This window comes from Sporosarcina sp. FA15 (assembly GCF_051550195.1).
Taxonomy (GTDB): domain Bacteria; phylum Bacillota; class Bacilli; order Bacillales_A; family Planococcaceae; genus Sporosarcina; species Sporosarcina psychrophila.
Genome location: NZ_CP188818.1, coordinates 132,459 through 159,100, shown reverse-complemented (window position 1 = coordinate 159,100; position 26,642 = coordinate 132,459). Strand labels below are relative to the sequence as shown.

At 39.9% G+C, this 26,642-nt stretch carries 28 protein-coding genes and 1 pseudogene; 11 read left to right on the top strand and 18 right to left on the bottom strand.

The genetic code is table 11. From position 1 onward, the window contains the following. Nucleotides 1-7 precede the first annotated feature (7 nt). The 8 genes from ACP8HG_RS00860 to corA form a co-directional block, all read right to left on the bottom strand. Nucleotides 8-1,780, bottom strand: coding sequence for an acyl-CoA dehydrogenase family protein (locus ACP8HG_RS00860; RefSeq protein ID WP_399631274.1), 1,773 nt, complete (start codon nucleotides 1,778-1,780; stop codon nucleotides 8-10). Next, nucleotides 1,770-2,531 (bottom strand): 2-phosphosulfolactate phosphatase, encoded by a 762-nt coding sequence (locus ACP8HG_RS00855; protein ID WP_340741669.1) that lies wholly within the window; start codon nucleotides 2,529-2,531, stop codon nucleotides 1,770-1,772. The genes ACP8HG_RS00860 and ACP8HG_RS00855 overlap by 11 nt, the downstream gene beginning before the upstream one ends. Next, the gene (locus ACP8HG_RS00850) at nucleotides 2,528-3,592 is read right to left on the bottom strand and encodes a phosphotransferase family protein (RefSeq protein ID WP_399631272.1); all 1,065 of its coding nucleotides are present in this window, start codon (nucleotides 3,590-3,592) and stop codon (nucleotides 2,528-2,530) included. Before ACP8HG_RS00850 ends, ACP8HG_RS00855 begins: the two co-directional genes overlap by 4 nt. A gap of 40 nt (nucleotides 3,593-3,632) precedes the next feature. Continuing rightward, nucleotides 3,633-4,505 (bottom strand): 3-hydroxyacyl-CoA dehydrogenase family protein, encoded by an 873-nt coding sequence (locus tag ACP8HG_RS00845; RefSeq protein ID WP_067206835.1) that lies wholly within the window; start codon nucleotides 4,503-4,505, stop codon nucleotides 3,633-3,635. 3 nt (nucleotides 4,506-4,508) lie between these two features. After that, nucleotides 4,509-5,078 carry a TetR/AcrR family transcriptional regulator gene (locus ACP8HG_RS00840; RefSeq protein WP_354313678.1) on the bottom strand — a complete coding sequence of 190 codons (570 nt, stop codon included), beginning with the start codon at nucleotides 5,076-5,078 and terminating at the stop codon, nucleotides 4,509-4,511. Continuing rightward, nucleotides 5,075-5,848: an SDR family oxidoreductase gene (locus tag ACP8HG_RS00835; RefSeq protein WP_354313679.1), complete on the bottom strand. Its 774-nt coding sequence runs from the start codon at nucleotides 5,846-5,848 to the stop codon at nucleotides 5,075-5,077. Before ACP8HG_RS00835 ends, ACP8HG_RS00840 begins: the two co-directional genes overlap by 4 nt. A 2-nt stretch (nucleotides 5,849-5,850) precedes the next feature. Continuing rightward, nucleotides 5,851-7,077, bottom strand: a complete 1,227-nt coding sequence (locus ACP8HG_RS00830; RefSeq protein WP_187047011.1) for an acyl-CoA dehydrogenase — start codon at nucleotides 7,075-7,077, stop codon at nucleotides 5,851-5,853. A gap of 301 nt (nucleotides 7,078-7,378) precedes the next feature. Beyond that, complete coding sequence (gene corA, locus ACP8HG_RS00825) at nucleotides 7,379-8,341, bottom strand: magnesium/cobalt transporter CorA (protein ID WP_067206826.1); 963 nt, start codon at nucleotides 8,339-8,341, stop codon at nucleotides 7,379-7,381. Nucleotides 8,342-9,001: 660 nt separating this feature from the next. Between corA and ACP8HG_RS00820 the strand changes: the two genes are divergently transcribed. Continuing rightward, nucleotides 9,002-9,400 carry a DUF5658 family protein gene (locus tag ACP8HG_RS00820; RefSeq protein WP_354313794.1) on the top strand — a complete coding sequence of 133 codons (399 nt, stop codon included), beginning with the start codon at nucleotides 9,002-9,004 and terminating at the stop codon, nucleotides 9,398-9,400. A 63-nt stretch (nucleotides 9,401-9,463) separates the two neighbouring features. Here ACP8HG_RS00820 and ACP8HG_RS00815 read toward each other — a convergent pair whose 3' ends face one another. Beyond that, nucleotides 9,464-9,781 carry a spore coat protein gene (locus ACP8HG_RS00815; protein ID WP_354313680.1) on the bottom strand — a complete coding sequence of 106 codons (318 nt, stop codon included), beginning with the start codon at nucleotides 9,779-9,781 and terminating at the stop codon, nucleotides 9,464-9,466. Further along, nucleotides 9,778-9,978: a hypothetical protein gene (locus ACP8HG_RS00810; protein ID WP_067206822.1), complete on the bottom strand. Its 201-nt coding sequence runs from the start codon at nucleotides 9,976-9,978 to the stop codon at nucleotides 9,778-9,780. The genes ACP8HG_RS00815 and ACP8HG_RS00810 overlap by 4 nt, the downstream gene beginning before the upstream one ends. Before the next feature lie 2 nt (nucleotides 9,979-9,980). On the opposite strand from ACP8HG_RS00810, the gene ACP8HG_RS00805 reads away from it, so the two are divergent. Next, nucleotides 9,981-10,544, top strand: a complete 564-nt coding sequence (locus tag ACP8HG_RS00805) for a hypothetical protein (RefSeq protein WP_438298044.1) — start codon at nucleotides 9,981-9,983, stop codon at nucleotides 10,542-10,544. A 216-nt stretch (nucleotides 10,545-10,760) separates the two neighbouring features. On the opposite strand, the gene ACP8HG_RS00800 is transcribed toward ACP8HG_RS00805, so the two are convergent. Genes ACP8HG_RS00800 through ACP8HG_RS00790 form a run of 3 tightly spaced genes read right to left on the bottom strand, consistent with a single transcriptional unit; the run spans nucleotide 10,761 to nucleotide 11,814 of the window. Continuing rightward, the gene (locus tag ACP8HG_RS00800; RefSeq protein WP_438298043.1) at nucleotides 10,761-11,330 is read right to left on the bottom strand and encodes a manganese catalase family protein; all 570 of its coding nucleotides are present in this window, start codon (nucleotides 11,328-11,330) and stop codon (nucleotides 10,761-10,763) included. 14 nt (nucleotides 11,331-11,344) lie between these two features. Next, the gene (locus ACP8HG_RS00795) at nucleotides 11,345-11,611 is read right to left on the bottom strand and encodes a spore coat protein CotJB (RefSeq protein ID WP_067206816.1); all 267 of its coding nucleotides are present in this window, start codon (nucleotides 11,609-11,611) and stop codon (nucleotides 11,345-11,347) included. Beyond that, the gene (locus ACP8HG_RS00790; RefSeq protein WP_082786798.1) at nucleotides 11,608-11,814 is read right to left on the bottom strand and encodes a spore coat associated protein CotJA; all 207 of its coding nucleotides are present in this window, start codon (nucleotides 11,812-11,814) and stop codon (nucleotides 11,608-11,610) included. The genes ACP8HG_RS00795 and ACP8HG_RS00790 overlap by 4 nt, the downstream gene beginning before the upstream one ends. A gap of 150 nt (nucleotides 11,815-11,964) precedes the next feature. Here ACP8HG_RS00790 and ACP8HG_RS00785 point away from each other — a divergent pair, with 150 nt between their 5' ends. Then, the gene (locus tag ACP8HG_RS00785; RefSeq protein ID WP_067206812.1) at nucleotides 11,965-12,774 is read left to right on the top strand and encodes a DUF2935 domain-containing protein; all 810 of its coding nucleotides are present in this window, start codon (nucleotides 11,965-11,967) and stop codon (nucleotides 12,772-12,774) included. A gap of 797 nt (nucleotides 12,775-13,571) precedes the next feature. On the opposite strand, the gene ACP8HG_RS00780 is transcribed toward ACP8HG_RS00785, so the two are convergent. Next, nucleotides 13,572-15,200, bottom strand: coding sequence for an ABC transporter substrate-binding protein (locus ACP8HG_RS00780; RefSeq protein ID WP_187047008.1), 1,629 nt, complete (start codon nucleotides 15,198-15,200; stop codon nucleotides 13,572-13,574). 433 nt (nucleotides 15,201-15,633) lie between these two features. Between ACP8HG_RS00780 and ACP8HG_RS00775 the strand changes: the two genes are divergently transcribed. From ACP8HG_RS00775 to ACP8HG_RS00760, 4 genes are all read left to right on the top strand, one after another. Next, nucleotides 15,634-16,248, top strand: a complete 615-nt coding sequence (locus ACP8HG_RS00775) for a YIP1 family protein (protein ID WP_338653197.1) — start codon at nucleotides 15,634-15,636, stop codon at nucleotides 16,246-16,248. 736 nt (nucleotides 16,249-16,984) lie between these two features. Further along, a complete protein-coding gene (locus tag ACP8HG_RS00770) occupies nucleotides 16,985-18,961 on the top strand; it encodes a methyl-accepting chemotaxis protein (RefSeq protein ID WP_067206804.1) in 1,977 nt (658 codons plus the stop codon). Nucleotides 18,962-19,976: 1,015 nt separating this feature from the next. Next, the gene (locus ACP8HG_RS00765; protein WP_082786506.1) at nucleotides 19,977-20,447 is read left to right on the top strand and encodes a DUF948 domain-containing protein; all 471 of its coding nucleotides are present in this window, start codon (nucleotides 19,977-19,979) and stop codon (nucleotides 20,445-20,447) included. 15 nt (nucleotides 20,448-20,462) lie between these two features. Continuing rightward, nucleotides 20,463-20,912: a DUF948 domain-containing protein gene (locus ACP8HG_RS00760; protein WP_067206799.1), complete on the top strand. Its 450-nt coding sequence runs from the start codon at nucleotides 20,463-20,465 to the stop codon at nucleotides 20,910-20,912. A gap of 47 nt (nucleotides 20,913-20,959) precedes the next feature. Here ACP8HG_RS00760 and ACP8HG_RS00755 read toward each other — a convergent pair whose 3' ends face one another. From ACP8HG_RS00755 to ACP8HG_RS00740, 4 genes and pseudogenes are all read right to left on the bottom strand, one after another. Next, a complete protein-coding gene (locus tag ACP8HG_RS00755; protein WP_082786505.1) occupies nucleotides 20,960-21,493 on the bottom strand; it encodes a DUF948 domain-containing protein in 534 nt (177 codons plus the stop codon). Between the two features lie 27 nt (nucleotides 21,494-21,520). Then, nucleotides 21,521-21,937, bottom strand: coding sequence for a DUF948 domain-containing protein (locus ACP8HG_RS00750; RefSeq protein ID WP_067206796.1), 417 nt, complete (start codon nucleotides 21,935-21,937; stop codon nucleotides 21,521-21,523). 141 nt (nucleotides 21,938-22,078) lie between these two features. Next, nucleotides 22,079-22,213, bottom strand: a pseudogene (locus ACP8HG_RS00745) (anti sigma factor C-terminal domain-containing protein); the annotation flags it as partial. 154 nt (nucleotides 22,214-22,367) lie between these two features. Further along, entirely contained in the window at nucleotides 22,368-23,123 is a 756-nt protein-coding gene (locus ACP8HG_RS00740) for an NRDE family protein (RefSeq protein ID WP_342537752.1), read from the bottom strand. Between the two features lie 294 nt (nucleotides 23,124-23,417). Here ACP8HG_RS00740 and ACP8HG_RS00735 point away from each other — a divergent pair, with 294 nt between their 5' ends. The 4 genes from ACP8HG_RS00735 to ACP8HG_RS00720 all read left to right on the top strand — a co-directional run bounded on the left by ACP8HG_RS00735 (nucleotide 23,418) and on the right by ACP8HG_RS00720 (nucleotide 26,641). Then, nucleotides 23,418-23,789, top strand: a complete 372-nt coding sequence (locus ACP8HG_RS00735) for a hypothetical protein (RefSeq protein ID WP_438298042.1) — start codon at nucleotides 23,418-23,420, stop codon at nucleotides 23,787-23,789. A 96-nt stretch (nucleotides 23,790-23,885) separates the two neighbouring features. Beyond that, the gene (locus ACP8HG_RS00730) at nucleotides 23,886-24,512 is read left to right on the top strand and encodes a LysE family translocator (protein ID WP_342537751.1); all 627 of its coding nucleotides are present in this window, start codon (nucleotides 23,886-23,888) and stop codon (nucleotides 24,510-24,512) included. Between the two features lie 920 nt (nucleotides 24,513-25,432). Next, nucleotides 25,433-25,861, top strand: a complete 429-nt coding sequence (locus ACP8HG_RS00725; RefSeq protein WP_067206781.1) for an Rrf2 family transcriptional regulator — start codon at nucleotides 25,433-25,435, stop codon at nucleotides 25,859-25,861. A gap of 138 nt (nucleotides 25,862-25,999) precedes the next feature. Further along, on the top strand, nucleotides 26,000-26,641 hold the full coding sequence (locus ACP8HG_RS00720; RefSeq protein WP_342537750.1) for an NAD(P)-dependent oxidoreductase: 642 nt from the start codon (nucleotides 26,000-26,002) through the stop codon (nucleotides 26,639-26,641). Nucleotide 26,642: the final 1 nt, after the last annotated feature.

Below are 26,642 nucleotides of genomic sequence, written 5' to 3'. Positions count from 1 at the left end.
TCCCCCTTTAAGATATATACTGCCGTGATTCATTAAATGCTTTAGCAATGGCTCTTTTCGTTTGGATTGTGCCTTTACTCGCTAGATTACTAAATCGATTTGTCACATCAGCAAGTGCTGTCTTGCGCTTCTCTCCAGTTGTAACACCTGCAATCAATTTGCGAGCAATCATCTCAACTTCGAAAAGCGTATCGTCAATCAAAGCTTCTGTCAGTTGCACTTTAAGAGTAGATTTTTCTTCACCTTTTTTTGCAATTGATTTCTCAGTTCGCAGTACAGCAGATTCAGCTGCGTATAGTGCAATTGCGATGTCAGCCAATTTTAGTATCGTTTCTTGCTCATCCGCAATACGAGCTGCAAAAGCTTCATAAGCAAGACCTATGGACAGTAAAAATACATTGCGGATTGAACGGATTGCTTCTTTTTCATGGGCTAGAATTTCATCCTCTAACTCAATTGATTGCTTTAGTTGCGCAACGGCCTGCCCGACAAGCCCTGGTAACGGGACTAATCCTTTCCCCACCTGTTGCAACAGAGCCATCGGAATGAGCAATCGGTTAATTTCATTTGTACCTTCGAAAATTCGGTTAATACGCGAATCACGATACACTTGTTCAACCTTATACTCTTTTATAAATCCATAACCGCCATGAAGTTGAAGTGATTCATCCGCAACATAATCCAACGTTTCAGAACCGTATACTTTGCAGATAGCGGCTTCAACCGCATACTCCCTCATTCTGTCTGCAATAAGCTTCATGTTACTTGACCCGTCCACTTCACCAAGTGCATCTTCAAGATAGGAAGCAGTTCGGTATTGAAGAGACTCTGCTGCGTAAATGCGTATTGCCATATCTGCCACTTTTTCTTCGGTGGCAGTAAAGGATGCAATCCTCTTGCCAAATTGTTGACGTTCATTTGTATAATCAATCGCTAACTTGAAGGTGTATTTCGCTGCTCCTGTGCAGGCAGAACCAAGATTGAAGCGGCCCAGATTTAGCACATTCAATGCAATATGATGTCCTTTGCCGATTTCACCCAATAAGTTCTGGACAGGCACTTCACAGTTGTCGAAAAATACGGCTGTCGTGGACGAACCCTTGATGCCCATCTTCTGTTCTTCTGGCCCAAGTGATAAGCCTGGAAAATCTTTTTCAACGATGAACGCCGTAAACTTGGTACCATCGACTTTTGCATAGACAATGAAGGTATCGGAAAACGAAGCATTTGTAATGAACATCTTCGTTCCGTTCAACAAATAATGCGTTCCCTCTTCATTTAATAGCGCTGTAGTAGATGCAGCTAAGGCATCCGACCCGGCAGAAGGCTCTGTAAGGCAATAGGCGCCGATAAATTCACCAGATGCAAGCTTCGGCAAATACCTTTCTTTTTGCCACTGCGATCCGAAATACGTAATCGGTAACGTTGCAATACATGTGTGATTAGAATGTGCAACGCTATAACCACCTGCAGCTCCGATAATTTCCCCTACAAGCCCTTTCGTGATTTTATCGAGGCCAAGTCCACCGTATTTCTCGGGAATACTATGGGCAAGCAAACCCAATTCTCCTGCTTTTCTAAGAAGTGACCTGACAAGCGTAAAGTCCCCGCCCTCAATTTGTTCATTGTGAGGCCGCACTTCTTTTTCAATGAATTTCTTCGCCGTATCGGCAATCATATGGTGTTCAGCCGTAAAATCTTCCGGGGTGAAAATAGCTTCTGGCTGCGACGCGCTGTATAAAAATGACGTACCACGATATATTAGTTGATCAGTAGTCAATCGTTTTATCCCCTTTCACACTCATTTTCCCGTCCTCAAATTCGGGTACAACCTCAACTATTCCTCTAGTAGCGGAATAGAGAATATCTTCCTCCAAATCCACTTGCATAAGCATCTGGCCTGTTAAAGATGTTTTGAGTATCGAAGCGGCGTTCTCTTTATTCCCTCTATATAAATACAGAGCTGCTTTCGCAGAATCCGTCAGTTCCCACGACTCATTTTGTCGAAGTAATTCATCTATGAAATAGCCTGCCCCGTAAAAGTCCTCTAGGGAAAACTGCTTCATGGTTCCAGCGCAAATTAAAATGATTGAATCGTCCACGTGCTCTAGTGCTATTTTTCGTGCAACAGCGTGCCCATTTATCAATGAGGCGGCGAATACCTTTTTTGCGTTCTCGACATGACGAATAGCGACGGTGCCATTCGTTGTTGAAAGGATGATAGTTTTTCCCTTTGCAACATATTTAAGTATCGTGGGAAGCGGATCCACAAAACCTTCAATTGTTAGTCCTTCAGATTCTCCAGCTATAATTGTCGCTGATTTCTCAAAACTTCCCGCTACTTTCAAGGCTTCCTCCCCGTCCATTACAGGGATAACTTCCTTTGCTCCATGATGAAGAAGTGTGGCAATGGTCGTTGTCGCAAGTAAAATATCAAACACGACTGCCACTTTATCTTTATTGATCAACTCTGGCATGATCGCTTCTTTTTGAAGAATGACATGAAGCTTTGGTCGAGTTACTGTCATCATTTTGTCGTTCCGACCATCGCTTGCTTGACAAGTATCTCTACAAATTTATCCATATGAGAGAAGCGAGCATCTGTCGTTTGTCCATTTTTATAGCGGTAATAAATTTGCTGACAAATGACAGCGAGTTTAAAGTACGCAAAGGTACTATAATAATTAATATTCGTCATATCCCGCCCACTTTTCTCTGCATAACGCGCAATAAAATCTTCGCGTGTAAAAAATCCTTTCTGAATCGTAATCGGTGGTTTGCCAAGTCCATGCAGTAACTGATCCGGATCATCTGCCTGCATCCAATAACTTAGTGCCGCCCCGACATCTGCAAGTGGGTCTCCAACAGTCGTCATTTCCCAGTCAAACAATCCTGTCATCACAGAATAATCACGTGAAAACATCGCATTATTTAATTTATAATCATAGTGAATAATCGTTGGTTCAGCTGATTCAGGAATATTGTTTTGCAGCCAAGTAGTAAGCGCTGCAACTTCCTCAATAGCAGATGTCTTCGCTTTTTCATAGCGTCCAATCCAGCCATGGACTTGCCTTTCCAAGAACCCGTCCGGCTTGACCATCTCAACAAGTGCTGTTTTTTTGTAGTCAATCGCATGTAACTCCACAAGTTTATCGACCATAATTTCAGATACTTTTCTTCCTAATTCATCAGGAGAATTCGTACCACTTGGAAACTCTGTATCGAGAACAATTCCGTTCCGTCTTTCCATAACAAAAAATGGGCTACCTATGATAGTTGAATCATTACAAAAGACGAGCGGTTTCGGTGCAGTTGGATAAACAGGATGAAGTGCAGCTAATACATTGAATTCTCGTTCCATATCATGCGCTTTCGCAGCAACTGGACCGAGTGGCGGACGTCGAAGTACCGCTTGCCAAGTCCCTATTTCGATTTCATAGGTTAAATTAGAATGGCCCGTTCCAAACTGCCGAACTTCAAGTTCACCTTCTGGTAAATCGGCACAATTCTCCCGAAGAAATCGCAAGAGGACTTCTTCGTCCAATCCTTCTCCTTTTCGGACAGGTATCGTATCGTTAGTTGTTGATATCACCCTACTCACTCCCTATTCTTTTGGAATTAATTCACCCTCATCAGCCGCGATTGTAGGAATAGAATCCTTGTCCCGTTTTCCGTCCTAAATGACCTGCTTCTACTTTTTGCACAATACATGCAGCTGGTTTGTCTGCCTGATTTCCCGTTTCCGCGAATTGCTGCTGCATGACAAAATTGACAACGTCTGCTCCGGATAAATCAATAAGTTCAAATGGTCCCAATGGATGCCCAAGTGATTTTTTCACGATTAAATCTATATCTTTAAAATCCGCGATTCCATTTTCATAAAGTGCAATGGCTTCTTTATGAATTGCGCCTAATATACGGTTAGCGACAAAGCCAGATATTTCCTTTCGAAGGATAATTCCCTCCTTGCCGATTTGTTCACAAACAGCTAATGCAGTCTGCGCTGTTTCTTCAGACGTTTCTTCACTCATGACGATTTCCACACACTCCATAACCAGAGGTGGGAAAAAGAAATGCGCGTTACAAACTTTGTCTGGACGCTCCGTCACTTCTGCAAGCAACGAGTTGACGATGGTTGAACTATTAGAGGCTAAAATGGCATGTTTCGGTGTAAGACGGTCCAGTTCCCTAAACAATTGCTGTTTACTAGTTAGTTTTTCCACAATCGCTTCAATTACAAAATCTGCATCTCTCGCGGCTTCGTTGAGATTATCCGTGAATGTGAGATTTTGAAAAGCAGTTTCCTTGCTACTCGCAGTTAACTTCCCACTTGCAACCCATTTATCCATTCGCTTTTCCAAGCTCGCTTCTGCATCCTTCAGTGCTTCACTATTTACATCCTGCAATGAAGTCCTGTATCCTCCAAGCGCGCACAGCATAGCAATTTGATGCCCCATTTGTCCCGCTCCAACAACAAGAATATGCTTAATTTCATTCGCACTCATCATTCATTCCCCCTTCAAATCAATTCCGTGTAAGATGAAATCCATATACATACTCGCAAGCTCTTTCGACGATATATTGCCAGACGGGTCAAACCATTCATAACTCCAGTTTGTAACCCCTAAAATCGCAAAAGTAGTCATTTTGGGATCTAGATTATCCCGAAACTCCTTCTTTTCAATTCCCTCTTTAATGATTTTCTCAATAGTGAGATGGAACATTCTTCGTTTATTTTTTATGACACTACTGTTTTCCTCTGATAAATGACGCATCTCCCTAAAGTAAACACGTACATTTGAACCTTGTGTTTGAATATCCTTAATGAGTATCTCAACAATTTTCGTAAGCTGATTTCGGCAACTTTCATTACTGTCTAAAACCTTCTTTTGTCTGGCTACTAAATCATCGATATAGCGGAGATGGATGTCCATAAGAAGCGTTTCTTTACTCGTGAAGTAATAGTAAAAAGTCCCTTTCGTCACGCCTAGTGAATCAACAATGTCCTGGACAGAGGTTGAACTAAACCCTTTCCGTTCAAAAAGTTGAATGCTTTGTCTAGTAAGCTCTTCTTTCATAATGTACTCATTCCACCGTCGACTAGCAGAATATCTCCCGTCACATAGTCAGAAGCTTTCGATGCAAGGAAAAGAGCGACACCTTTTAAATCTTCTTCTGACCCTAAGCGGCTTAACGGTGTGGAATTTAAAATATATTCATGCCCTTGTTCAATTGTGACTTTTGACATTTTGGTTGGGAAAAATCCAGGTGCAATCGCATTAACGTTAATATTGTGCTGCCCCCATTTAGCTGCGAGATCTTTCGTAAATGTGATAACTGCTCCTTTACTGGTGTTGTAGCCGATAGTATCCATAAAGCTCGGATGCGTCCCGCCAAGTCCAGCAACGGATGCGATGTTAATGATTTTTCCGTTTTCTTGCTCAATCATGACTTTACCGACTTCTTGACTCATCAAAAATGTGCCATTGACGTTTACATCCATCACTTTTTTCCACGCTTCATAGGGCATGTCAACAACAGGCGCACCCCATGTTGCCCCGCTATTGTTGACAAGGATGTCTATCGTGCCAAAAATTTTCATCGTCTCTTCAACTACCTTTTTTACGTCATGCTGATTCGTCACGTCACATGCAAGTCCAATCGACCGAACACCAAGCGCTTCCAGTTCTTTACTCATTTCAATACAAGCTTCAATATTGCGTGAACACAGCACAACGTTTGCACCTGCTTCCGCAAACCCTTTTGCAATCTGTGCCCCAAGTCCTCTGCCACCACCTGTTACGATTGCTGTTTTCCCCGTTAATCTAAAAAGGTCAAGTACAGTCATAATTAGTTCCCCTTTCCGTGAGCTGCATATTTTTTAAGTTCCAGACGTGCGATTTGATTGCGATGAACTTCATCAGGTCCATCTGCGAGACGCAGCGTTCTTGAATTTGCCCACTGCGCCGCCAATGTATAATCTCCACTTACACCCGCTCCACCAAACGCTTGAATAGCGCGGTCGATTACACGCAGTGCCATATTTGGCGCCGTCACTTTAATCATCGCGATTTCTGCTCTCGCTTCTTTATTACCAACCGTGTCCATCATATAAGCTGCTTTTAACGTCAAAAGGCGTGCCTGCTCGATATCAATGCGTGATTCTGCAATCCATTCTCGAACGACGCCTTGTTCAGCAATAGATTTCCCAAATGCAGAACGTTGTTGAACACGAATACACATTTCTTCAAGCGCACGTTCTGCAGCGCCAATTAACCGCATGCAGTGATGAATTCGACCAGGTCCTAGACGACCTTGCGCTATCGCGAATCCTTTCCCTTCACCCCACAACATGTTTTCCGCCGGTACACGAACATTGTCAAATGTGATTTCCGCATGTCCGTGCGGCGCATGATCATAGCCAAATACGGAAAGCATTCTCTCAACCTTCACCCCGGGTGTATCAAGTGGCACTAAAATCATCGACTGCTGCTCATGCAACGCAGCATTAGGATCGTTCTTGCCCATGAAAATTGCAACTTTACAACGCGGATCGCCCGCGCCGGAAGTCCACCATTTACGCCCATTTAATATATACTCGTCCCCATCCCTGATAATGCTTGATTGGATGTTTGTTGCGTCGCTAGAAGCGACATCCGGTTCTGTCATAGCAAAGCAAGACCGGATTTCCCCATCTAACAGCGGTTCGAGCCATTGTTTTTTCTGCGCTTCCGTTCCATATCGCACAAGCACTTCCATGTTTCCTGTGTCAGGCGCGTTGCAGTTAAATACTTCTGGCCCTATTAATGATCGGCCCATAATTTCACACAGCGGTGCATATTCTACATTGGTAAGGCCTGCACCCATTTCACTTTCAGGAAGAAACAAGTTCCATAGACCTTTTTCGCGTGCTTTCATTTTCAACTCTTCTATAATTGGCGGATTTTGCGCCCAGCGATTTTCTTGTGCATTTAGCTGTTCGTCAAAAGTCTTTTCATTTGGATAAACAAGTTCTTCCATAAATGCCGTCAACTTCTGTTGCAATTCAATCGTCTTTTCCGAGTATGAAAAATTCATAATCTCTCTCCATCCTTTCATTCTATAAATAATATGTGTACTAACCGGTTAGTATGTTCTGAATATAACGACTATTCAACATGTTAACGCTTACTAATCGATTAATCAAGTAGATATATGGAATTATAGGATGCCATTGAATTCGCTACGGCGCTAGGGGACGCCTTCGCTTAGTCTGTATAGTATTTATTTGTTCAACATATATAGTTTTATAGAGTAAGGAAGAACAACGTTTAAAAAGGCGCCAGCTATGTAGATGCTGACGCCTTTCGATAAATCTATCCATACAAATGGCTACCATTTAAGATTTAAACATACCTAACCAGCCTTTATATTTGAACAATGCCAACATAGACGTTCCTATTACAAGCATAACAATTAATACGATGATGTATCCGTATCGCCAAGTAAGTTCCGGCATGAACTCAAAATTCATCCCGTATACACCCGCTATAAACGTTAGAGGTATGAAAACGGATGATACAATCGTCAGTATCATCATAATACGGTTCATTTGATTCGAATTTATCGATAATTGGCTGTCTCTAATATCAGTTGTTAGTTCCCGGTTAGATTCAAGAATATCTCCGAGTCGTAGTAAATTATCATAGATATCACTAAAATAGGCTTGTTCATTCGCAGATAGCTTTATCCGTTCTGAATTAATTACCCGATGTAAAAGTTCATGCATCGGCAAAATTGTTCGCCTTAATCGCAATAAATTGCTGCGGACTTCGAATACAGAATCCATGGATAAATGAACAGTTGATGGTGCAAGCGTGTCTTCAATATCATCCAGATGATCTTCAATTTTATGAAGTACCGGGAAGTAATCATCGACGATTTTATCGATAATCTGATGCGCAACAAAAACATGTCCTTTTTTCCATTTCCCTGGATTTTGAATAATCCTTTCCCTCGCATTTTCCAGCCCCTGAACCGCCGTATAATGAAAAGTGATGACATAGTTTTTTCCGAGATACAAATTTATTTCTTCTGCTTTTATCGTTTCAGGATTTATGGTATGCAATACAAAAAAAGCATAGTCATCATAAAAATCCAATTTCGGTCGTTGAAGACGGTTCAAACAATCTTCGATAGTCAGCGGATGAAACTGAAAAAATGAATGCAACAAAGAAGCTTCTTCTTCATTTGGCTGTTCCAAATCCACCCAGTACCACTTGAATTGACGAGTATGTATGTCTTCTAGCGGAAAATCAAACAATAATTTATTCTCTACTGTGAGTCCCATCGTCCGGATCAAACGAACACCTTCTTTCTAACTCCACAAATCCTGTTCATGAGTAGCCTTCGCTCGATATATATATGTAGAATTAAAGAATCCCATTGAATCTGCTGTGGTTCTCGATAATGAGTGAGTTGTAATTCGGGGTGTGGATTGTAGAACACTTGGCGCTTTGGGGATGCCTGCGCTAGGTTGTTCATTATCGAGAGAAATGTGATTTTGGATGTATATGACGAGATTGTAAGGTGATTACTAGTTGATACTATATAAATTTGAAATAAAGAATTCCATTGAACCGCTACGGCACTCAGTATATATACCGGATTCAACATATATAATTATAGTAAAGAAATCGGCAATCTAGGTTGTAGATTTCATCCCAGCTACTAAAATGCGCTTTCTCATATAGACCATCCAGCGCAGGCGCGACTTCGTGGTAGCCGAAGCGATAAGACTGAAAGCGGTCTCCTTTCTGGCTTATCGCGGGAGGCATCCACAAAGCGCCGAAGCGGTATTAGTAGGAATCCTAATTCATTCCAAGTACAAGGGCTGTTTCAGTGGCCTCCCAAAAGCCCTTGTAAGCGCATACGACGTATTCATTTGTTCAACATATATAGTATACAAAAGAAAATCATTCACCGCATTGTTCACACTCTTTCATCAGTCTTACTGTCTAGTATGAATAGCCGCAAGTTATCCCAAACTCTATGTAGAACTTTAACTATCGTCAGCATAGGAGGCATTACTATTCAGGATGACAGGAATATATTTTCCACCCGTAAAAAACTGCTTACCGCCGGAATTCTTCTTTTACTATTAGCCGTTGTTGATTCATTTTTCACCGATTTTGGCATTCAAAAACAGTATATCACTGAAGCGAATCCATTAATGGCACTTATCTACGACACAAGCATTTGGGGATTTTACGCCCTTAAAATTAGTTTGCCCTGTGTTTTACTCTATTTACTGACAGAGATTGAACAAAAAAGGTATTTAAAACTATTAGTTGGATCTGCAATTCTGCTTTACAGTGTCGTTCTATTCCAGCATATCTATTGGATTTCATTAGTGCTTTAGGACAATGAATCCAAAATAAACACCACTCAATCAACTTAGTGGTGTTTATTCGTGTTACTTTTGTTATTTTAGTTGTTGCTTGTACTCGGTGTACTCCTGATAAAGGGCTGTAACCTCACTAGACTGAGCAGGTGTAAGCGAGCACCAACCATGTTGGAATTGCAAATCATATAATTTTCGATGTTGCTGCGATGTTTCTTTCATCATATCAAATAGTGATGAGTAGAACTTTGAATTGCTCGCTTCAGGCATAGCAATTGCGTAGGAGTTGCACATATTTTTTTCCGTCGCTAATGCTGAGCTTAACATATCAGAATCATTGACCGCGGACTTTTTAGAAAGCTGTGTTTTAGGATTTTGAATCTTTTTAGTAGAAGTCATTGCATATTACCCCCGTTTTCATTCAGGACAGTTAGCAAATTATCATAGTGCGTCAAGTGCATTTTCCCTGCTTCTTCGAATTGTCGTTTTAAATCAGGCAGTTGGCAACTTTGAGCGGCCTGTCTATACTGTTTCACCGCTAGCAAATTCGAATTTAGCATATTTTGCAAATAGCCAATATCTGAAGTTGACACCATTCTTGGGGGCTCAAAGTAAAGTATCTTCTGTTGTTGTTGCGATTGCCCTTCTGATTGTTGTGGTTGTTCCAGTGGTTCAGGTTGCTTTGGTTCTTGTGATTGCGGTGTTTGCTGTGGTTCTGGTTGTTGTTGTTGTTGTTGTTGTTGCTGCGGTTGCTGTGGTTCTGGTTGTTGTCCTTGTTGTTCTTGTTGTTGTTGCAGCGGTTCTTGTTGTTGTTGTTGTTGTGGCGGTTGCTGCTGCTGCTGTTGCTGTTGTTGTTGTTGTTGTTGTTGTTGTTGTTGTTGTTGTTGCTGTTGTTGTTGCTGTTGTTGTTGTTGCTGTTGTTGTTGCTGTTGTTGTTGCTGTTGTTGTTGTTCTTCTTGCTCCTGCTGTTGAATCTGTATCTGCAGTTCGAGTTGTTGAAGTTGAATTTGCAGTTTTTTTAGTTGTTGAAGCTGTTGTTGTGATTGTGCAGACTCCACACTTCTTAGCTCCTTTCAAACAATTTAATCTTAGTATGAATCTTGCGACAGATATTATACGGTCTAAAATAAAAATACCAGGATATGAATCTAGTCGAAATTGAGTCTTGAAGCCCATCTTCTATCCTTCAGCTTCTAGTGAAAAGTCCTATTTGAATTGGAATAGGCGGTTATGCTGATGTTCGCAGAAATCCATCACTTCTTAAACAACGTGAAGGAGGTGGTAGTTCTATAATCAATTAGTTTAGTAAATTTAAGGATACTGATTCTAGTAAATTAAAAATTCCGTCACCCAATTACCAGGGGAACGGAATAATCTTTTAAAATACCTTTTTACGATCACGCTCATCTTTTAGTAGTTCAACTGATTCCCTAAAGCGCAAAGAATGAATATTTTCCCTCTCCCTCAAAAACCTCAAGGAATCATTGATTAACGGGTCGTCTGAAACGTCGATAAGCCATTGGTATGTCGCTCTCGCTTTTTCTTCAGCTGCGATGTCTTCATACAAATCGGCAATCGGATCACCTTTCGCTTGAATATACGTTGCAGTAAACGGAACACCGCCTGCATTTTCATAGAAGAGATCGTGACCATGATTGACGAAATGTGCACCAAGGCCAGCCTCTACTAGCTGTTCGGGTGTTGCGTCTTTCGTCAATTTATAAATCATCGTCGCTAGCATTTCGAGATGAGAGAATTCTTCCGTTGCAATATCAGTCAATACCCCGATGACCTTACTTGGAACCGTATAACGCTGATTCATATATCTGAGCGCCGCAGCAAGTTCCCCATCTGCTCCACCATATTGTTCCATAAGGTATTTCGCGAGCATCGGATTACATGTACCTACCTCAACTGGATACAAGAGTTTTTTTTCATAAACCCACATTACCTATCCCCTCCTTATCGTTGCCATGGCCACGGTGTTGAATTCCAGCGCCATCCAATTTCAATTGCCTGTTCAGAAGGAACTGATGCGAGGGATAAAGGTCCATATCTATTTTCGTATTGGTGTCGTACATGGGCTGCTGCTTTTATTGCTTCCCGCCATTGATCTAGGGCTTCCGCTTCATCGGGATGCGTATCCGTGTACAATGTTAGTTCAACAACGACGAAATCTGCTTGCTGCACGCGTAACATCATTTGGCGTTCTTCTTCAAACGCACTCATGAAATCCCCTCTTCCCGAGAAAATCCATCTGCAAGTGACGGCCAAAGTGTCCCTGTTCGTAACGCTTCTTCAGGTGAGTTTTGAGGGAGTCCCGGTTGCTGGTAATTCATAAAAATTTGTGGCGGCAAAACAAAGGTCTTCACCCGTATAGGCGGACACGGGTCAAGCGGCGAAACGTAAGGCCTATAACTCCCCCGGAACATTGGACGTTCCAAATTTAATCACTCCTCGAACCATCATATGATAGAACCGCCTACTTGATACACTGACATATTTTTCATAATCCGAATGCTTTATCTCATAAATACTATGTGTGACTCATAGGAATAACAATAGAAAGAGGAGGTTGTTTTTTGGTTAAATCGTTTCAAGAGGATGCACTATTTGAACTTCATTTTTGGCTACAAATTTTGGGAGACCATAGCCGTTTCATCCATGACTCATTAGCGCCCAGTGAAATTGAAAATATCAAGATTTCTAATACGTTCATAGAGAAATTCGATCAACTGCTTACAGCTTCTGAACAGCAATTAGAAGAGCAACAGCTTCTCACCCTGCTCCAGAATGCAAAAATCGCAAGTGAGGAAATTCGAACATTTAAATTGCAATTAATTCAGGAACAGTTAATCGGAAATATAAAAATCTCTTTACCTCCATCCTTCATCAACCACATGGTCAATGAAGTAGAAGAAGCGATCCGTCTCTTTTCCTATTTGGAAAAAGGACAGATAGCACCAGCCGTCCATCCACTCCATCATGATTTGCTTTGGTTACTTGACGCCGCCGGTCATGCAGGTGCCATTGACGCAAACCTGGACCGGGTTGAAAAACCACTGCATGAGAAAAGCCGTAAATTTACAAAGGAATGGGAAGACTTCTATTTGAAAGCGATAGAACTTGCTGGTTTCTTACGAACAAACATCATGAAATTCCCTGCTTTAGAAAAGTTCCATAATGATGTTCATTTGGAAATGACAATTTTCCAAGTATTTTTGCACGAATTAGAAGAAATGGAACTGAATAAAGAAGCACTAGGAACTTTCACTGCACTTATGGCTGATCATATGGCTCGAGAGGAAAGTTATTATTTAATGAAATTGGCAGAAACAGCCGGTACCCCATCCCCATCAAGCAATCCTACAAAACCGCGAACAACAGCATAATCGAACCGCTGAAGATTACATCAAAATAAAAGAGGCAGCGTCTAACACGATTCTAAATCGTGGCAGACGCTGCCCTTATTGTTGTTCAAGTTTTAACCAACACAACTATTCTTTATGTTTAACAGATAACAAGTCTGTTGATTAACCACTTTCTTACATTATGCACCTGTTAGAAAAGCAAATAAGTCTGCATTTGCAACTATACATTTCTGACTCGCTTTGGACTAAATAATCACAATACCTTTACCTCGGGTTAAATGTGGCTGGAAGTGTTGAAGTCACTTCCAACCACATCCCTTGGGGAGGAATTGTAATTCATTCCTCCTCGGCCATTCTGTTGCGATTATCTGTCCGTCGCGAACCTACAATGTTCAAGTGTTAATGCAACTACTTTAGAAGATGAAAATTCGGGCACTCCATCGATTTTAATAAAGCCTCTTTGCTTAATTTAGCAAAGATTATACAAGTAACAGTGTGACACTGCCTTAAACTCGAAAAGGAAATATTAAAAAGATGGGGTAAGTAGCCAAAATTGCATCTTTGACTGCTCCTTTCTGGATAGGAAAGTAGCTATTCACTCGTTCCCAAAAGCTTCAGTACTAAGTGTACCTATATCTTTGGGGAACGAAGGACGAACGGCAACCCTACACAGCAAGAAATCCCGATAATTGTATAGTAGTCGTTCAGCACAAAGCAATACGAATACACCTGTATATTGGTCGCCTTGTGTCTTATCTCAATCGTAAGCGGTATCTCCTGGTTAACTTTGGTTAATCAACACTTGAGACCTTTTACCATTATTTATTTAAATAGATTTTAGCGAAATTATCATTTTCCATTGGATGAGCCTCGAAGCCTTCTACATAATCGGCAAGGCCAATAGGCGGTGTTGTATGAGCTATTGTTACCCATGGAGCATCTTCATGGAATATTTCCTGCGCCTTTTTATACAATTTAATTCGTTCTTCTTGATCGAAAGTTTCACGAGCTTGTTGCAATAAAGATGTAAATTCTTCATTTTTATAAAAAGCACGATTACTAGCGGGTTTCTCAGTGTTAGTGCTACTTAAATTCGGAGATAAGAAATTGTCTGGATCGGCCATCACACCTGTCCAACCGTACATTGCCATCGTATGCTCACCGTTTCCTGTTTTCTCAAGATACGTAGCCCACTCATAGGTTTTGATTTCAGCTTCAATACCAATCGCTTGTAAATTTGCTTGAATCACTTCAGCCGTTTTTAAAGGCTGCGGCATATATGGTCTTGGGTTACTCATTGCCCATATCTCTGTTTTAAACCCATCGGGATACCCGGCTTCCACCAATAATTTCTTCGCATCTTCAGGATTATATGGATAATCCACAATATCATCATTGTATCCCCAAAGTGATGGTGGTATTGGATTCTTCGCCACTTCGGCATAGCCATTATAGAATGCATCTACTAACCCTTTCTTATCAATAGCCATATTAATCGCTTGACGCACTTTTACATTATCAAACGGTGCCTTTTCCGTATTAAATACCATGAAACCATTATTAAAACTTGGTCGTTTGACCAGTTTTAAACTGTCATTCGCTTCGACTGTATCAGCATCACTAGGGTTCATACCATCAATGATATCTACCTCTCCAGATAATAAGCCATTTAAGCGAGCAGAGTTATCAGGAAGTACCGTGAAAATTATTTTATCCAAAAGTGGTTGACCTTCAATATAGTAATTTTCGTTCGCCTTTAATACAATTTTGTCATTACGTGTCCAACTTTCGAATTCAAATGGCCCCGTACCTACGGGATGTTCAATGAATTTCTCATTGTACTTTTCAATCGCCGCTGGACTTGCCATACCAAACATCGGAATTGCCAAATAGCTAATAAAAGGAGCTGTCTTTTCTATCAATTTAATTTCAACAGTTGAATTATCGATTGCCTTTACATGTTCAATTTTGTGATTTGGTTCCCCTTTAAATCCTCCATAGAGGAACGGATAATATGTAAAATCCCCAATATGATAAGGATTCTGTGGATCCATCCAACGGTCGAAATTGAAAACGACTGCATCGGCATTGAAATCTGTCCCATCGTGAAACTTAATACCGTTTTTAAGATGAATTGTCCACGTTAACCCATCATCAGCCGTTTCGAAATATTCCGCCAATTTAGGTTGTAATTCCAACTTCTCATCGTATTCAAATAATGTTTCAAAAATAGCATGTGTAACCCGTATCGATTCGCCGTCCGTTACATTAATTGGATCTAGCCCTACAGAATCCGCACCTCGAGCATAAACTAACGAACCGCCTGCTTTAACTGCCCCATCCTTATTTTCTTCTTTTGAATCTTTCTTATTATCTTCTGAACAAGCCGTAAGTACTAGTAATAGTACCACTAGAATACTAGTCAACCTAAAAGCTTTCCTTTTCACTATAATTCCCCCTTTATTTCAACGGGATAAAAAGTAATATGTGTAGACTCTATGCAGAATAAATTCAGCTCAGTTCACATAACAATTATCTGTATTTTAATCCGATTGATTATACTGATTTATCTTATATAACTATTTTCTACTCGTCAAGGTCACTTTTATTGGTTATATAGGTTGAAATAAAGAATCCCATTGTTAGGCGCCTTCGTTCGGTTTATATGGTATTCATTTGTTCAACATATTTAGCACGATTTCCCCCAGTAGAGTAATGGTAAATAGTGACCTGCACTGGGTTGCATCTCATACAATATAAATAATAGAGATGACTATCGATTCGTCATTCTCAGTCAACTAATATACAGACATCCTAATTTTCAAATATATAAAAAAGAAAAGTGGATCATGAAAACTGACGGAAAGGAGCAATTTAAGAATGAATCCGCTATTTTCGATTTGGTCACAGCCAAGCACCACAATTCGATACATTATTGGTCATAAATCAATGATGTATCCATTTATCCTAATTTCCATTTCCGCGCTTATCAATAGCATTATGGCATTTGCAGACTTAGGCTTTTTTAACGGTTTTTCATTATTTACAACACTTGTTGTCGTTCTTTTTTCTAGCTTGCTTTCAGGGCTGGCAGGCTGGGGAGTTGTTATAGTTGCGTATACGTGGATTGGTAAATTATTAGGTGGAACAGGGACAATGCGGAAAATGGGCCTTGCAACCGGAGCCAGTGCAATTCCTATGATTTGGACAGCGCCTATAGGAGTCATTGCAATTTCCCTCTACGGACAGCAGCTTTTCGCTACTCCAACAGGCCCGTTAGGTACGAATATGTCCGTAGGCTTCTTCTTCTTTCAAACCTGGATTATGTTAGCTATTTCTATTTTCGGGCTTGTTGTCGAGAGTAAAGCAATTGGAATTGTTCACAACTTCTCTGCATGGCGCGGATTTGGCACAATGATGTTATTTATGTGTTTTATAGTCGTTATTTCAATCATTATCCTTGGATCCATATTTTCAATACTTCTTGCTACGTAGTCGGTACTTAACAAATAGACTGTTCTTCCAACAACGCTTTGTCGCATGGTGATGGCCTCACGTAATAAGCTCGCCAGAAGATCACATAGGAGGGATTGAACTGCATCCCTCCTTGATCTTATTGCTCCGGCGCCTGTAGTATGCGGATGTGCTGCCTTTCATTAGTGGCGCTCCTTCGCTAGATTTGTTCGTTATACGGGTGAGGTATAACATCTAGTAACTCCAAATAAATAGTGCCTAATTTATAGTATTTAATCCGAAGGTTACCTACCTTTAAAATAACTACTGATTAAACGACAAACTTCTATGTTTTCCCCCTAATGACGCTATTACTCTAGTAAATTGGTTCACTATTAAAATTGCATTACTTTTCTAGTCAAATAAATAAGCCCTTATTTTTCCATTTGAATCGCATTAATTTCATCCATATAAATGTATTTTAACCGAATCCCCTTTTGGTAATATTGCATTCTCAACTAATATCACAAAAAATATCCCCCTCGTTTCAGTATAATTTTTTTCTTCTTCTCTCCTATTTATTATTTTAAAATAATTAATCAAACCATATAGAATATTATGACATGTTCAATTCTTTCGTTTAGTAGTATGCTAAAGTTAGTGGATAAATATGATTCCTTAGTTCTACGTATTTCCACGTAGTCACCTGAGCAATCAAGCACTATTATCCCTATTTCCAAAGACTTAAAACACAAAGTTAGAGAAAGAGGTTAGCTGGATGAAAAAAATCTTAATGGGCCTGCGAAACATTAAAACGAAACTAATTACATCTTTTGCAATCGTATTAATTATCCCTGCAATTATTATTGGAGCACTGGCTTATATGACGGCCAAAGACGCGGTTAAATCTGAGATATTGGCTGGTTTCACTGAAAATATCAACTTATTAAATTCAACAATTGATAATACGATGCAACTAAAAACACATGATATAAATACCTTTTCTACAAATATAACTTCAAGGCTATACCAGGGAGATAGTAGTCCTGAACTACGCGAAATCTTCACTCAGTACATAGAACTACATCCGGAAGCCGAAATCATCTATATAGGTACTGACAAAGGTTTATTTATACAAGAACCTGATGTAGGGATTCCTGCGGATTACGACCCTAGAAAAAGACCCTGGTATATAGAGGCAATGAACAAAAAAGGTGAAGTCATTATTTCCGATCCCTATATTTCGGCGAGTACAAATGAAATGGTTGTTACCCTTTCACAGGTAATAAAAGATGGTTCTGGGGTTGCGGCAGTAGATATCAACTTGAATCATTTACAAAATATAACCAATCAAGTAAAAATAGGTAAATCAGGATATGCCGTTCTAATAGACAAAAGTAAAAAATATATCACGCACCCTACCGAAGCTGCCGGAAATGAAGTAAATATTGGCTTATCCGATAAACTTTATGCTCAGGAAATCGGACAGTTTGACGCTAAGTTCGATGGTGAAGAAAGATTAACGGCTTTCGTAACTAATGAGTTAACCGGTTGGAAGCTCGCGGGATCTGTAGCCACCTCAGAGATTAATGCTGCAGCATTACCTATTCTACAAAGGACCGCTTTGATCATCTTGCTTGCGATCATTATAGGAGCGATAACTGTTTACTTTATTATTAAATCCATCATTAATCCAATCAAAGATCTAAAAGAAAAAGCGATTACAATAAGCCAAGGAGACTTAACACAGCATATCGATGTGCAAACTAACGATGAAATCGGACATTTAGGACAAGCATTTAACGACATGCAGGAAAGTCTCAGAACGTTAATTAAAAACGTTGAAAAGAGTGCAGAATTAGTAGCATCCTCTGCTGAAGAGTTATCGGCAAGTGCGGAACAAACAAGCGATGCTACAGAACAAGTGGCAACTTCCATTCAAGAAGTAGCACATAGTGCAGAAATGCAAACAGATGGTGTAGACTCCGCTGCACATGCATTAGCTGCGATTTCTATTGATGTCACGCAAATTGCAGAAAGTTCTACAATGGCTTCTGAATTATCTTATCGTGCAACGACTGAAGCTGAAATAGGTGGTCAAGCGGTCACAGATACTGTTAATCAAATGACATCAATTCATAAGTCTGTTATTGAATCGAACACAATCACCAAATCATTGCATGAGCGATCTAAGGAAGTGCGTTCGATTTTGGATGTAATTACAGATATTGCGGGACAAACAAACCTTCTTGCTTTGAATGCCGCTATTGAAGCTGCAAGAGCTGGTGAACATGGTAAAGGATTTGCTGTTGTAGCTGATGAAGTTCGTAAACTAGCGGAACAATCTCAGAACTCTGCAAAAGAAATCCGTGAAATCGTGGAAGGCATTCAAGTAGATACAGAGAACTCCGTTGAAATCATGGAACGTATTACGGAAAATGTACAAGAAGGTGTAGATGTATCAAATGAAGCCATTGAGAAATTCAATCACATCATTCACAGTATGAAAGAGATCACACCTCAAATGGAAGAAGTCTCGGCCACTGCTCAAAGAGTAGCCGGCGCTGTTCAAGGAGTCACTATCACGGCAAATGAAATTGCAAACAGCGCGCAAGGCAATGCAGCTGCTTCCCAAGAAGTAGCTGCATCTTCAGAGGAGCAGCTAGCTTCGATGGAGGAAATTTCTTCATCGGCTGAATCACTATCCTTTATGGCAGAAGAATTAAAAGAATTGATTTCCAAGTTTAAGTATTAATAAACCTTAGATTTCTTCATGATTAAAAGCTCAACTTTCTCTTGTATGAATAGAGAAAGTTGAGCTTTTATCACGTCTATTAATTAACCAATAGTAACCAGTGAATATCATGATCAGCTACTGGGCGCTACGTGAATAGTTGACTTTGGATTGCTTTGGATAGAATGACTTCTATACGATTACCGAGATGCCTGGATGTGTAGGGGTGCGACTTTGTCGAATCCCTACACATTTTTTCGGTAATCGTATGCTGGTCCTTTATCCGTCGTGATCCAAATCCAAAGTACTCGTAGTGCTGAATCTTTTTTGGACGAAAAAATAGAGGGGCATCTACCTGGATAAAAGCCGCCAAAGATGCAATTTTGGCGGCTGATGCTTCCTATATGGTTTTCACTTTTTTATTAAAGATGTGTCAGTTTCTATAAGACATCACATGAATTAGATGCATAATCTTTACTAAAAGTAAGCAAGGTACGCATTGTACAACGTGCAAGAGTGGCCGAAATTGCATCTTCGGGCACTTACACTCTCTATAGAAAGTCATCTATTCACTTCATTCAAACATAACTGCATTTTTCACTTGAACATTGTAGGGACGCGACAGGCAACAATTCACAACAGGATTACTGAAAAATGTGTGGCTAGAAGTGACGGAGACACTTCTAGCCACACTAGGACCCCTCAGTAAATCTGTCATGAATAGTTAACCGAAAGCGGGCCGAAAATAGTCCAGTGAAAATCAAGATCATTAAGCCCTACTCACCAGTATTTTATGCAACTAAATGGTTAATCAACAGACGTAAGTTTTTATCTTACTATGCTCTATAGCTTATTTGAACCTCCCCTCCGCCTACCCTAAATGACAACTCCAAAATCCGAGTTCAACTGCATCCAAACTGTTGTAAGTGTTTAGTGAGGGCTGTATAGTGGTAGAAAAGAGATAAAGATAATTTACTATATATATTGAACAAATGAATCTCTATATAAACTCAGCGAAGGCGCCGCAGCAGATTCAATGGAATTCTTTATATCAACATATATAGTCCGAATTGGAGATGAAGTATTAATGGAAATTCTTTTATATGTAAGTGCCCTCATTGCATCCTTATCCTTATTGCTTATTGTCATTTTTGTTATCATCACATTAAAAAGTGCAAAACAGACCATGGGAGAGGTTTCAGAAACACTGAAACGGGTTGAGACGAAACTCACTGGCATCACTGAACAATCCGAGCAATTGATGGAAAAGACGAACCGAATTGCCGATGATGCGGAAAACAAACTACAAACATTGAATAGCTTATCCGACTCTGCAAAAAAACTTGGAAACTCCACGGATCATATGAACAGATCGATTCTTGCGATTTCGGATGATGTTGCTACACCTCCCGAAAAATATCGTGATTTTATGGAGAAAGCAACGGTTCTAACTGAGACAGCGGCACGGGTTTATTACCGTTTTCAAAAGGAAAAGCATAAAAATTAAATGAGGTGATTCAATATGGATTGGTTAGGTATTGGTGTACTCATTATCGGAATCGCATTTGCTATACTCGTCATTTATTTATTGAAACCGATTAAAAAACTAGCGTCTGTACTTGGAAGCCTCCAACAGACAACAGATCGTCTGCCAAAGGTATTAGACGATGTAACAAGCCAAGCCACGACCGTACTTCAAGCAAGCAATACGACACTCGCTAACGTCAATCAACAAGTAACTGATATTAGTCCAGTATTCCACATTATCGGAGAGGTAGGTAAAGAGGCAGAAAAGTTCACATCCGCTGCTCTTGATAAAACAACTTCGTTAAAACAACAAACTACTGGCGCAAAGGAATTTGTGACAAGCAAAAAGTATGAAGGTATCTTTGGCCTACTGTCATTCCTATTCTTCCTTTCACAGAAGAGACACGAAATCTCAGAAAAAATGCCTAAAACAAAATCAAATTAAGCAAATAAAAATCGTGTGAAGGGAATCTTAATCCCTCCACACGATTTTTATTCTCCCCTACTAACAGCCTCTTTTGCTTCTTCTTTCATCTTATTAATAGCAATTGTATGTTTCTCACCTTCGCTATACAAGTTTTTCCCAAGAATTACACCAGACCGTTTTTTAGCCATTTTAGTTTTTCTCATTGTATAGAATCCGAGAGCGGCAGTACCATATAAACCACCCAATCTCTTATCCTGCTTGTCTCTATCTGCTTCGCTCATTTTATTCTTAGCGGAAGCAGTCAAATCGACAAGTGAAGAGGACAATATCCTTGTAGACTCACCAACATCACCGACGATATGAAACAAAGGTGACAGCGTTCCAAGCTTTTCATTGACATCAGCAAGAGTGTTATTACTATTTTGGATTAAGTTCCCTGTCTCCTGTAAGATGCCGTCCAATTGAGTTGGTAGTTGTTCAATTGTCTTATCAACACCATTTAAAATAGAAGCAACATTATTCAATACGCGTGCGAGATAAATGGCAAGTACCAATAACGCGATTCCAATCAGCAATACGCCGATTCCCATTAAATCCATATCCATCCCTCATTTCAATTTTTTAAATTAAGTACGTTTTCCACGTTGCCAAGAAGTTAATAGGCTTGAAGCGAATTCAGAAAACTGAATGACGCGCACGAACGGTTTTATCCCCGGCAATGAAGAGTTTTGTGCATAGCGCTCAGTTCGCACTTCCAATTCCTCACTCAATAATGATGACGAATCCCCAACATGCTTGACCGTATAAAAAACACTATTTAATGCCAGTGATTTTTCTTCAATATCTGTTGCCGTAGTATTTGCCTCCGCAATCGTTCGTTCCAATTCAATAACCGACTTATCCAGTTTAGTTTCAAACGTACTGACAGTCTTTCCAACAGTCCCAATGATACCTGACACGCGGAAAAGCAATTTTGCAAAGTATACTGAAACAAGCGCAAACGCGATTGCTACGATAAACACGCTAATATGTATGAAAGCCATTTATCTGCAGCTCCTTCCTTCTCATTTTATACCACTTAGACATGGCCCATGAAACATAAGTATTTTTATGATTAATCAGAAGTTAAAAATCAATCCTTTCTACCTAATCACAAACAACCACTTTATCTCATTCTAACAGATTTATTCTGCATCCCAATTCCAATACGTAATTTCACCTAATGAAACGCAATGAATTCCTTTTAATTCTTGCAGTTTCATTAATTCTTTGACTGGACCTGTAACAACCGCACCGTTCGCTTGGAAACCCTGGTCCCTAAAATGGTCGTACTTCTATAAAATGTTAGGGTCTATTTTGAGCTTTCTATAGCTTTTTCAATTAAGACTGAAAAATGTTTCCGATCAACTGAATCGATTGGCAACTTGCACACTAGATATTCGGAATTCTGTATATGTATTTGTGGTAAATACATCAGATGAAATACTTCCTTTCATTCGCCAATTCTCCGTTTACAAAAGTACGCTCAACGAAAGTAATGCTTTGATCATGCCCTACTAACAAAACAGTAGACGAACGGGTTCCATAATTAGGAGTTTTGATGAAGAGCGGTGATAGTTGCCGTTCGAGGTCCAAGCCTACCCCCGTATTCGGCAATAGTGCATCTGGCGCGACGTCAGCATCAGAAATGAGTTCGAACAGTGCATCAGTATCAATAATAGCGTGTTCCAATACATAATCCCGAAGTGTAGTTCTCCCCTTCACCACTTTCGGCCAAGCAGTGTTTAGAAATTGATTGCTCAAACCATGTGTCCCTGCGGATACTTCCATAATTTCTGGTTGCTTATTGGAAAAGTAGAATAAGGAATCAGCATCACCAACGAGAATGTTGAATCCTGCATAATCATCTTTTCTCTCTTTTAACGTTTCGAGGAAAACTTCGGGCGACACGTTCCCCGCCAAAAAATTTGTGACGATATCCCCCCGCGTTTTTTTGTCGGCATTAGCTTCTCCCGGATCACGGTAATTCGTCAATGCTGCAAATCGACCAGACTTCGTTATACCGAGCCAAGTCCCCATATGCAATAAATCACGTCCTGCCAATATATCAGGCTGATCCGTCCAAAATTCTGCGGAAGCTGTCGGACGTTCATAAAACTCATCTCGATTCGCGGCTACAATCAATTTGTACGTCGGATGTTCATCGTAATGAAAATTAATCAGACACACTTTCTCACGTCCTTTTAACCTTTATTATACATTGAATCAATACTAAGTTTCTGAACAATGATGTAACATATATTCATTCGGTTAGAAATTGACAAAAGACTAAATTTTCGTTCACACTAGTAATAATCTATGCTCCTTTTGATAGTGTAGGGCACTGATTGAGTCATCATTTCCCTCTCTACAATTGGTATTTTTTATTTTTCTGCAAGTAATTTAGATATAGCAATCAATTGTTTTACATATTTCCACTAATAATTCAGTGGGTACCTTAGATTTAGGAGGTGAATTAAAACTATGATGTTAGAAATTAAAAATAAAAAAACATTGAACAAAGCTAAAATTACAACCTTTATATTTTACACTATTTTTTTCACACTGCTTGTAGGTTGTAAACAGAGTAGCACAGATTGGGCATTCCATTTTGTAGTATGGAACGAAGATATATACGAAATTGATAAAGCGGTTATTGTTGATGTAGAGAAAGAAATTGGCACGGTGAAAAAGTATGTAGAAAATGAAGGATACTATAAAGGGGTTTTTTCAAATTTCGTTCCAAAAGGTACAAAGTTATATAAGATAAAAGATATAAATGTTAACGAAGCAATAGCAGTAGAGTTAGATGGCTATTATATTGAAGCGAGAAACCAGGGAAAGTATGGAGAATAAAAAAAGGCATTTGGCACTAATGCAATTCGGAATTTTGTCTGTACCAGCGGTCTTAAATTTAGTTTGTTTATTAAAATAGTCGAAAGGGGTGGTGAAATGCTTGATATCTCTACTTTGAGCGCATTTATTATCGTCGTCATCGGATTGTTTTTGATACCAGGACCTGCTGTCTTATTAACGATTACCCGGGCGGCACAGGGAGGTCGTAAAACCGGAATCATGACTGGACTTGGCATAGCAACAGGTGATTTCATTCATACGTTATTTTCTGCTGTCGGATTTTCAGCAATCCTAATGACTTCCGCGGTTGCTTTCAATGCTGTGAAATTCGCAGGAGCGTCCTATTTATTATATATGGGTATTCGGGCGATTTTGGCAAAAGCTTCGACAACCAAGATGCCTGATATTTCACAGGTGTCAGCATCACGCGCTTACGGGCATGGTATTTTGGTGGAAGCTTTGAATCCGAAAACTGCTCTTTTCTTTTTAGCTTTTTTCCCACAATTCGTAAAGCCGGAAAATGGGTCAACCTTTATCCAATTTCTAATTCTAGGCATTATTTTCGTTGCATTGAGTATGATCTATACAACAATTTTGGCAATTGGTACGGGTACGATTGGGCGACTGATGAAGCCGAGATTAGGGATTGGCCGGTGGGGCGGAAAAATTTTAGGATTAGTTTATATCGGCATTGGTTTTAAAGTCATTTTTCAAAGTCGTTAACACTTTATTGGTCTAGATAACTACATTTTTCAATAAGAGGTTTCGTGAAGTTAACAAGAACCGGGTCTCTAAAACTTGTTTAGTATAAGTCCCTAAAATCATAATTTCCAGCTCTGTATCAAGATCAAACACCCTATTTATGTTGAACAAATAAATATGGCGTATGCACTTTACAAGGCTTTTGGGAGGCTGTTGAAAAGTCTGATACCTAGTATAAAATAGAACTCCTACCAATACCGCTTCGACGCTTTGTGGATGCCTCCCGCGATAAGCCAGAAAGAAGACCCCTTTCAGTCTTATCGCTTCGGCTACCACGAAGACGCGCCTTCGCTGGATGTTCTATGTGAGAAAGCGCATTTCATTATTAGTGATGAAATCTGCAACCTAGATTGCGTCTTTCTAGACTATAATTATATATGTTGAATCCGGTATATATACTGAGCGAAGGCGCCTTAACAGGGGTAGCCAACCGAACAACGAAGAGTTCGGTTTGTATAATTTCTGCGTTCTTTGCAGAAATTATACAGTTAATGCCAAGAGGTTATTCCAGATAGGTTAAAGAATACCTCATCTGGCTTATGGCGTGAGGCATCCCCTAGCGCCGTAGCGGTTCTATGGAATTCTTTATTTCAATTTATATAGTATCAACTAGTAATCACAATACAATCTCTCCATATACAACTCAAAATCACATTTCTTTCGATCATGAACACCCTAGCGCAGGTGCGGCAAAGGCATCCCCAAAGCGCCAAGCGTTCTACAATCCACACCCCGAATTAATACTCTCTCCTTATTGAGTTCCACAGAGATTCAACGGGGTTCTTTAATTTTATAACACCCACTCCCCATCACTTGAATAATAACAATTGACAATCAATACGCGTTGTAACTATAATGATTACACCGGGAGGTTACTTGCAATGAAAATCAGTAGTCGCTTTACAGTTGCAGTTCATATTCTATCCCTCGTGGCGATTGAAAGTAACGAGCTTTGTACTTCGGAATGGATTGCGGAAAGTGTGAATACAAATCCTGTAGTCATACGAAGAATAATTGGTAAACTAAGAAATGCAGGACTTATTCAAGTTCGGCAAGGTCTTGGGGGAGCTACGCTTCAAAAACCTTTAAAAGATATTACTTTACTCGATGTGTACAGAGCAGTCGAAGTCGTGGAAGAAGGCGAACTTTTTCAATTTCATGAAAAACCAAATCCAAATTGCCCGGTTGGCGCCAACATTGAGGCAGTTCTTGAGCTGATTTTACTTCGAGCTCAAGAAGCGATGGAATCTGTGTTACATGAAATTACGATGGAAGAATTAGTATCGGTATTAACACAAAAAATCGGATAGTTCATTCGATTTTTTAGCCGCCGCTGTAACTGTAACCATTACAGTTACAGTTGGATTAATTATAGCCAATGGCTTCAAATCACTAGGCGCGCATTATTTTATGTGCATAAAAAAACTAATTTACTGGAGGATTTAAACATGAAAATTGGAATTATCGGAGCTACAGGAAAAGCAGGAAGCCTTATTGTAAAAGAAGCGAATGACCGTGGACACGAAGTAACAGCTATCGTTAGAAATGCAGCAAAACTAACTGAAGAAAATGTTGTCGCCCTCGAAATAGATATATTTGATCTACAAGCTGAAGACCTTCGTCAATTTGATGTTGTTGTAAATGCATTCGGTGCTCCTGCAGGACAGGAACATCTTCATCTAGATGCCGGAAGAGAGTTAATAGAGGCGTTTGAAGGCGCTCCAGAAACAAGATTAATTGTTGTAGGTGGCGCGGGAAGCTTGTTTGTAGATGAAGCAAAAACAATCCGTCTAATTGACACACCGGAATTCCCTGAAGAATACTTTGCAACTGCTTCCAATCAAGGAAAGAACTTAGAAGACCTGCAAAAGACGAGTGGAGTTAAATGGACATTCATTAGCCCAGCAGCATTCTTTAATCCTGAAGGAAAAAAAACGGGTTCGTATCAAAAAGGAAAAGACAATTTAATCGTGAACTCAAAAGGTGACAGCTATGTAAGCTATGCTGACTATGCAATTGCAGTTCTTGATGAAATCGAAAATCCTCAACATATAAATGAACGTTTCACCCTTGTTTCTGAAGCGGAATAAC

Bases quoted from the DNA above. Each gene is read 5' to 3' on its own strand.
- ACP8HG_RS00855 (WP_340741669.1), bottom strand. From the start codon at position 2,531: ATGATGACAGTAACTCGACCAAAGCTTCATGTCATTCTTCAAAAAGAA.
- ACP8HG_RS00845 (WP_067206835.1), bottom strand. From the start codon at position 4,505: ATGAGTGCGAATGAAATTAAGCATATTCTTGTTGTTGGAGCGGGACAA.
- ACP8HG_RS00840 (WP_354313678.1), bottom strand. From the start codon at position 5,078: ATGAAAGAAGAGCTTACTAGACAAAGCATTCAACTTTTTGAACGGAAA.
- ACP8HG_RS00835 (WP_354313679.1), bottom strand. From the start codon at position 5,848: ATGACTGTACTTGACCTTTTTAGATTAACGGGGAAAACAGCAATCGTA.
- ACP8HG_RS00830 (WP_187047011.1), bottom strand. From the start codon at position 7,077: ATGAATTTTTCATACTCGGAAAAGACGATTGAATTGCAACAGAAGTTG.
- ACP8HG_RS00820 (WP_354313794.1), top strand. From the start codon at position 9,002: ATGAATAGCCGCAAGTTATCCCAAACTCTATGTAGAACTTTAACTATC.
- ACP8HG_RS00815 (WP_354313680.1), bottom strand. From the start codon at position 9,781: ATGACTTCTACTAAAAAGATTCAAAATCCTAAAACACAGCTTTCTAAA.
- ACP8HG_RS00810 (WP_067206822.1), bottom strand. From the start codon at position 9,978: ATGGTGTCAACTTCAGATATTGGCTATTTGCAAAATATGCTAAATTCG.
- ACP8HG_RS00800 (WP_438298043.1), bottom strand. From the start codon at position 11,330: ATGTGGGTTTATGAAAAAAAACTCTTGTATCCAGTTGAGGTAGGTACA.
- ACP8HG_RS00795 (WP_067206816.1), bottom strand. From the start codon at position 11,611: ATGAGTGCGTTTGAAGAAGAACGCCAAATGATGTTACGCGTGCAGCAA.
- ACP8HG_RS00790 (WP_082786798.1), bottom strand. From the start codon at position 11,814: ATGTTCCGGGGGAGTTATAGGCCTTACGTTTCGCCGCTTGACCCGTGT.
- ACP8HG_RS00775 (WP_338653197.1), top strand. From the start codon at position 15,634: ATGAATCCGCTATTTTCGATTTGGTCACAGCCAAGCACCACAATTCGA.
- ACP8HG_RS00770 (WP_067206804.1), top strand. From the start codon at position 16,985: ATGAAAAAAATCTTAATGGGCCTGCGAAACATTAAAACGAAACTAATT.
- ACP8HG_RS00765 (WP_082786506.1), top strand. From the start codon at position 19,977: ATGGAATTCTTTATATCAACATATATAGTCCGAATTGGAGATGAAGTA.
- ACP8HG_RS00760 (WP_067206799.1), top strand. From the start codon at position 20,463: ATGGATTGGTTAGGTATTGGTGTACTCATTATCGGAATCGCATTTGCT.
- ACP8HG_RS00755 (WP_082786505.1), bottom strand. From the start codon at position 21,493: ATGGATTTAATGGGAATCGGCGTATTGCTGATTGGAATCGCGTTATTG.
- ACP8HG_RS00750 (WP_067206796.1), bottom strand. From the start codon at position 21,937: ATGGCTTTCATACATATTAGCGTGTTTATCGTAGCAATCGCGTTTGCG.
- ACP8HG_RS00735 (WP_438298042.1), top strand. From the start codon at position 23,418: ATGATGTTAGAAATTAAAAATAAAAAAACATTGAACAAAGCTAAAATT.
- ACP8HG_RS00730 (WP_342537751.1), top strand. From the start codon at position 23,886: ATGCTTGATATCTCTACTTTGAGCGCATTTATTATCGTCGTCATCGGA.
- ACP8HG_RS00725 (WP_067206781.1), top strand. From the start codon at position 25,433: ATGAAAATCAGTAGTCGCTTTACAGTTGCAGTTCATATTCTATCCCTC.
- ACP8HG_RS00720 (WP_342537750.1), top strand. From the start codon at position 26,000: ATGAAAATTGGAATTATCGGAGCTACAGGAAAAGCAGGAAGCCTTATT.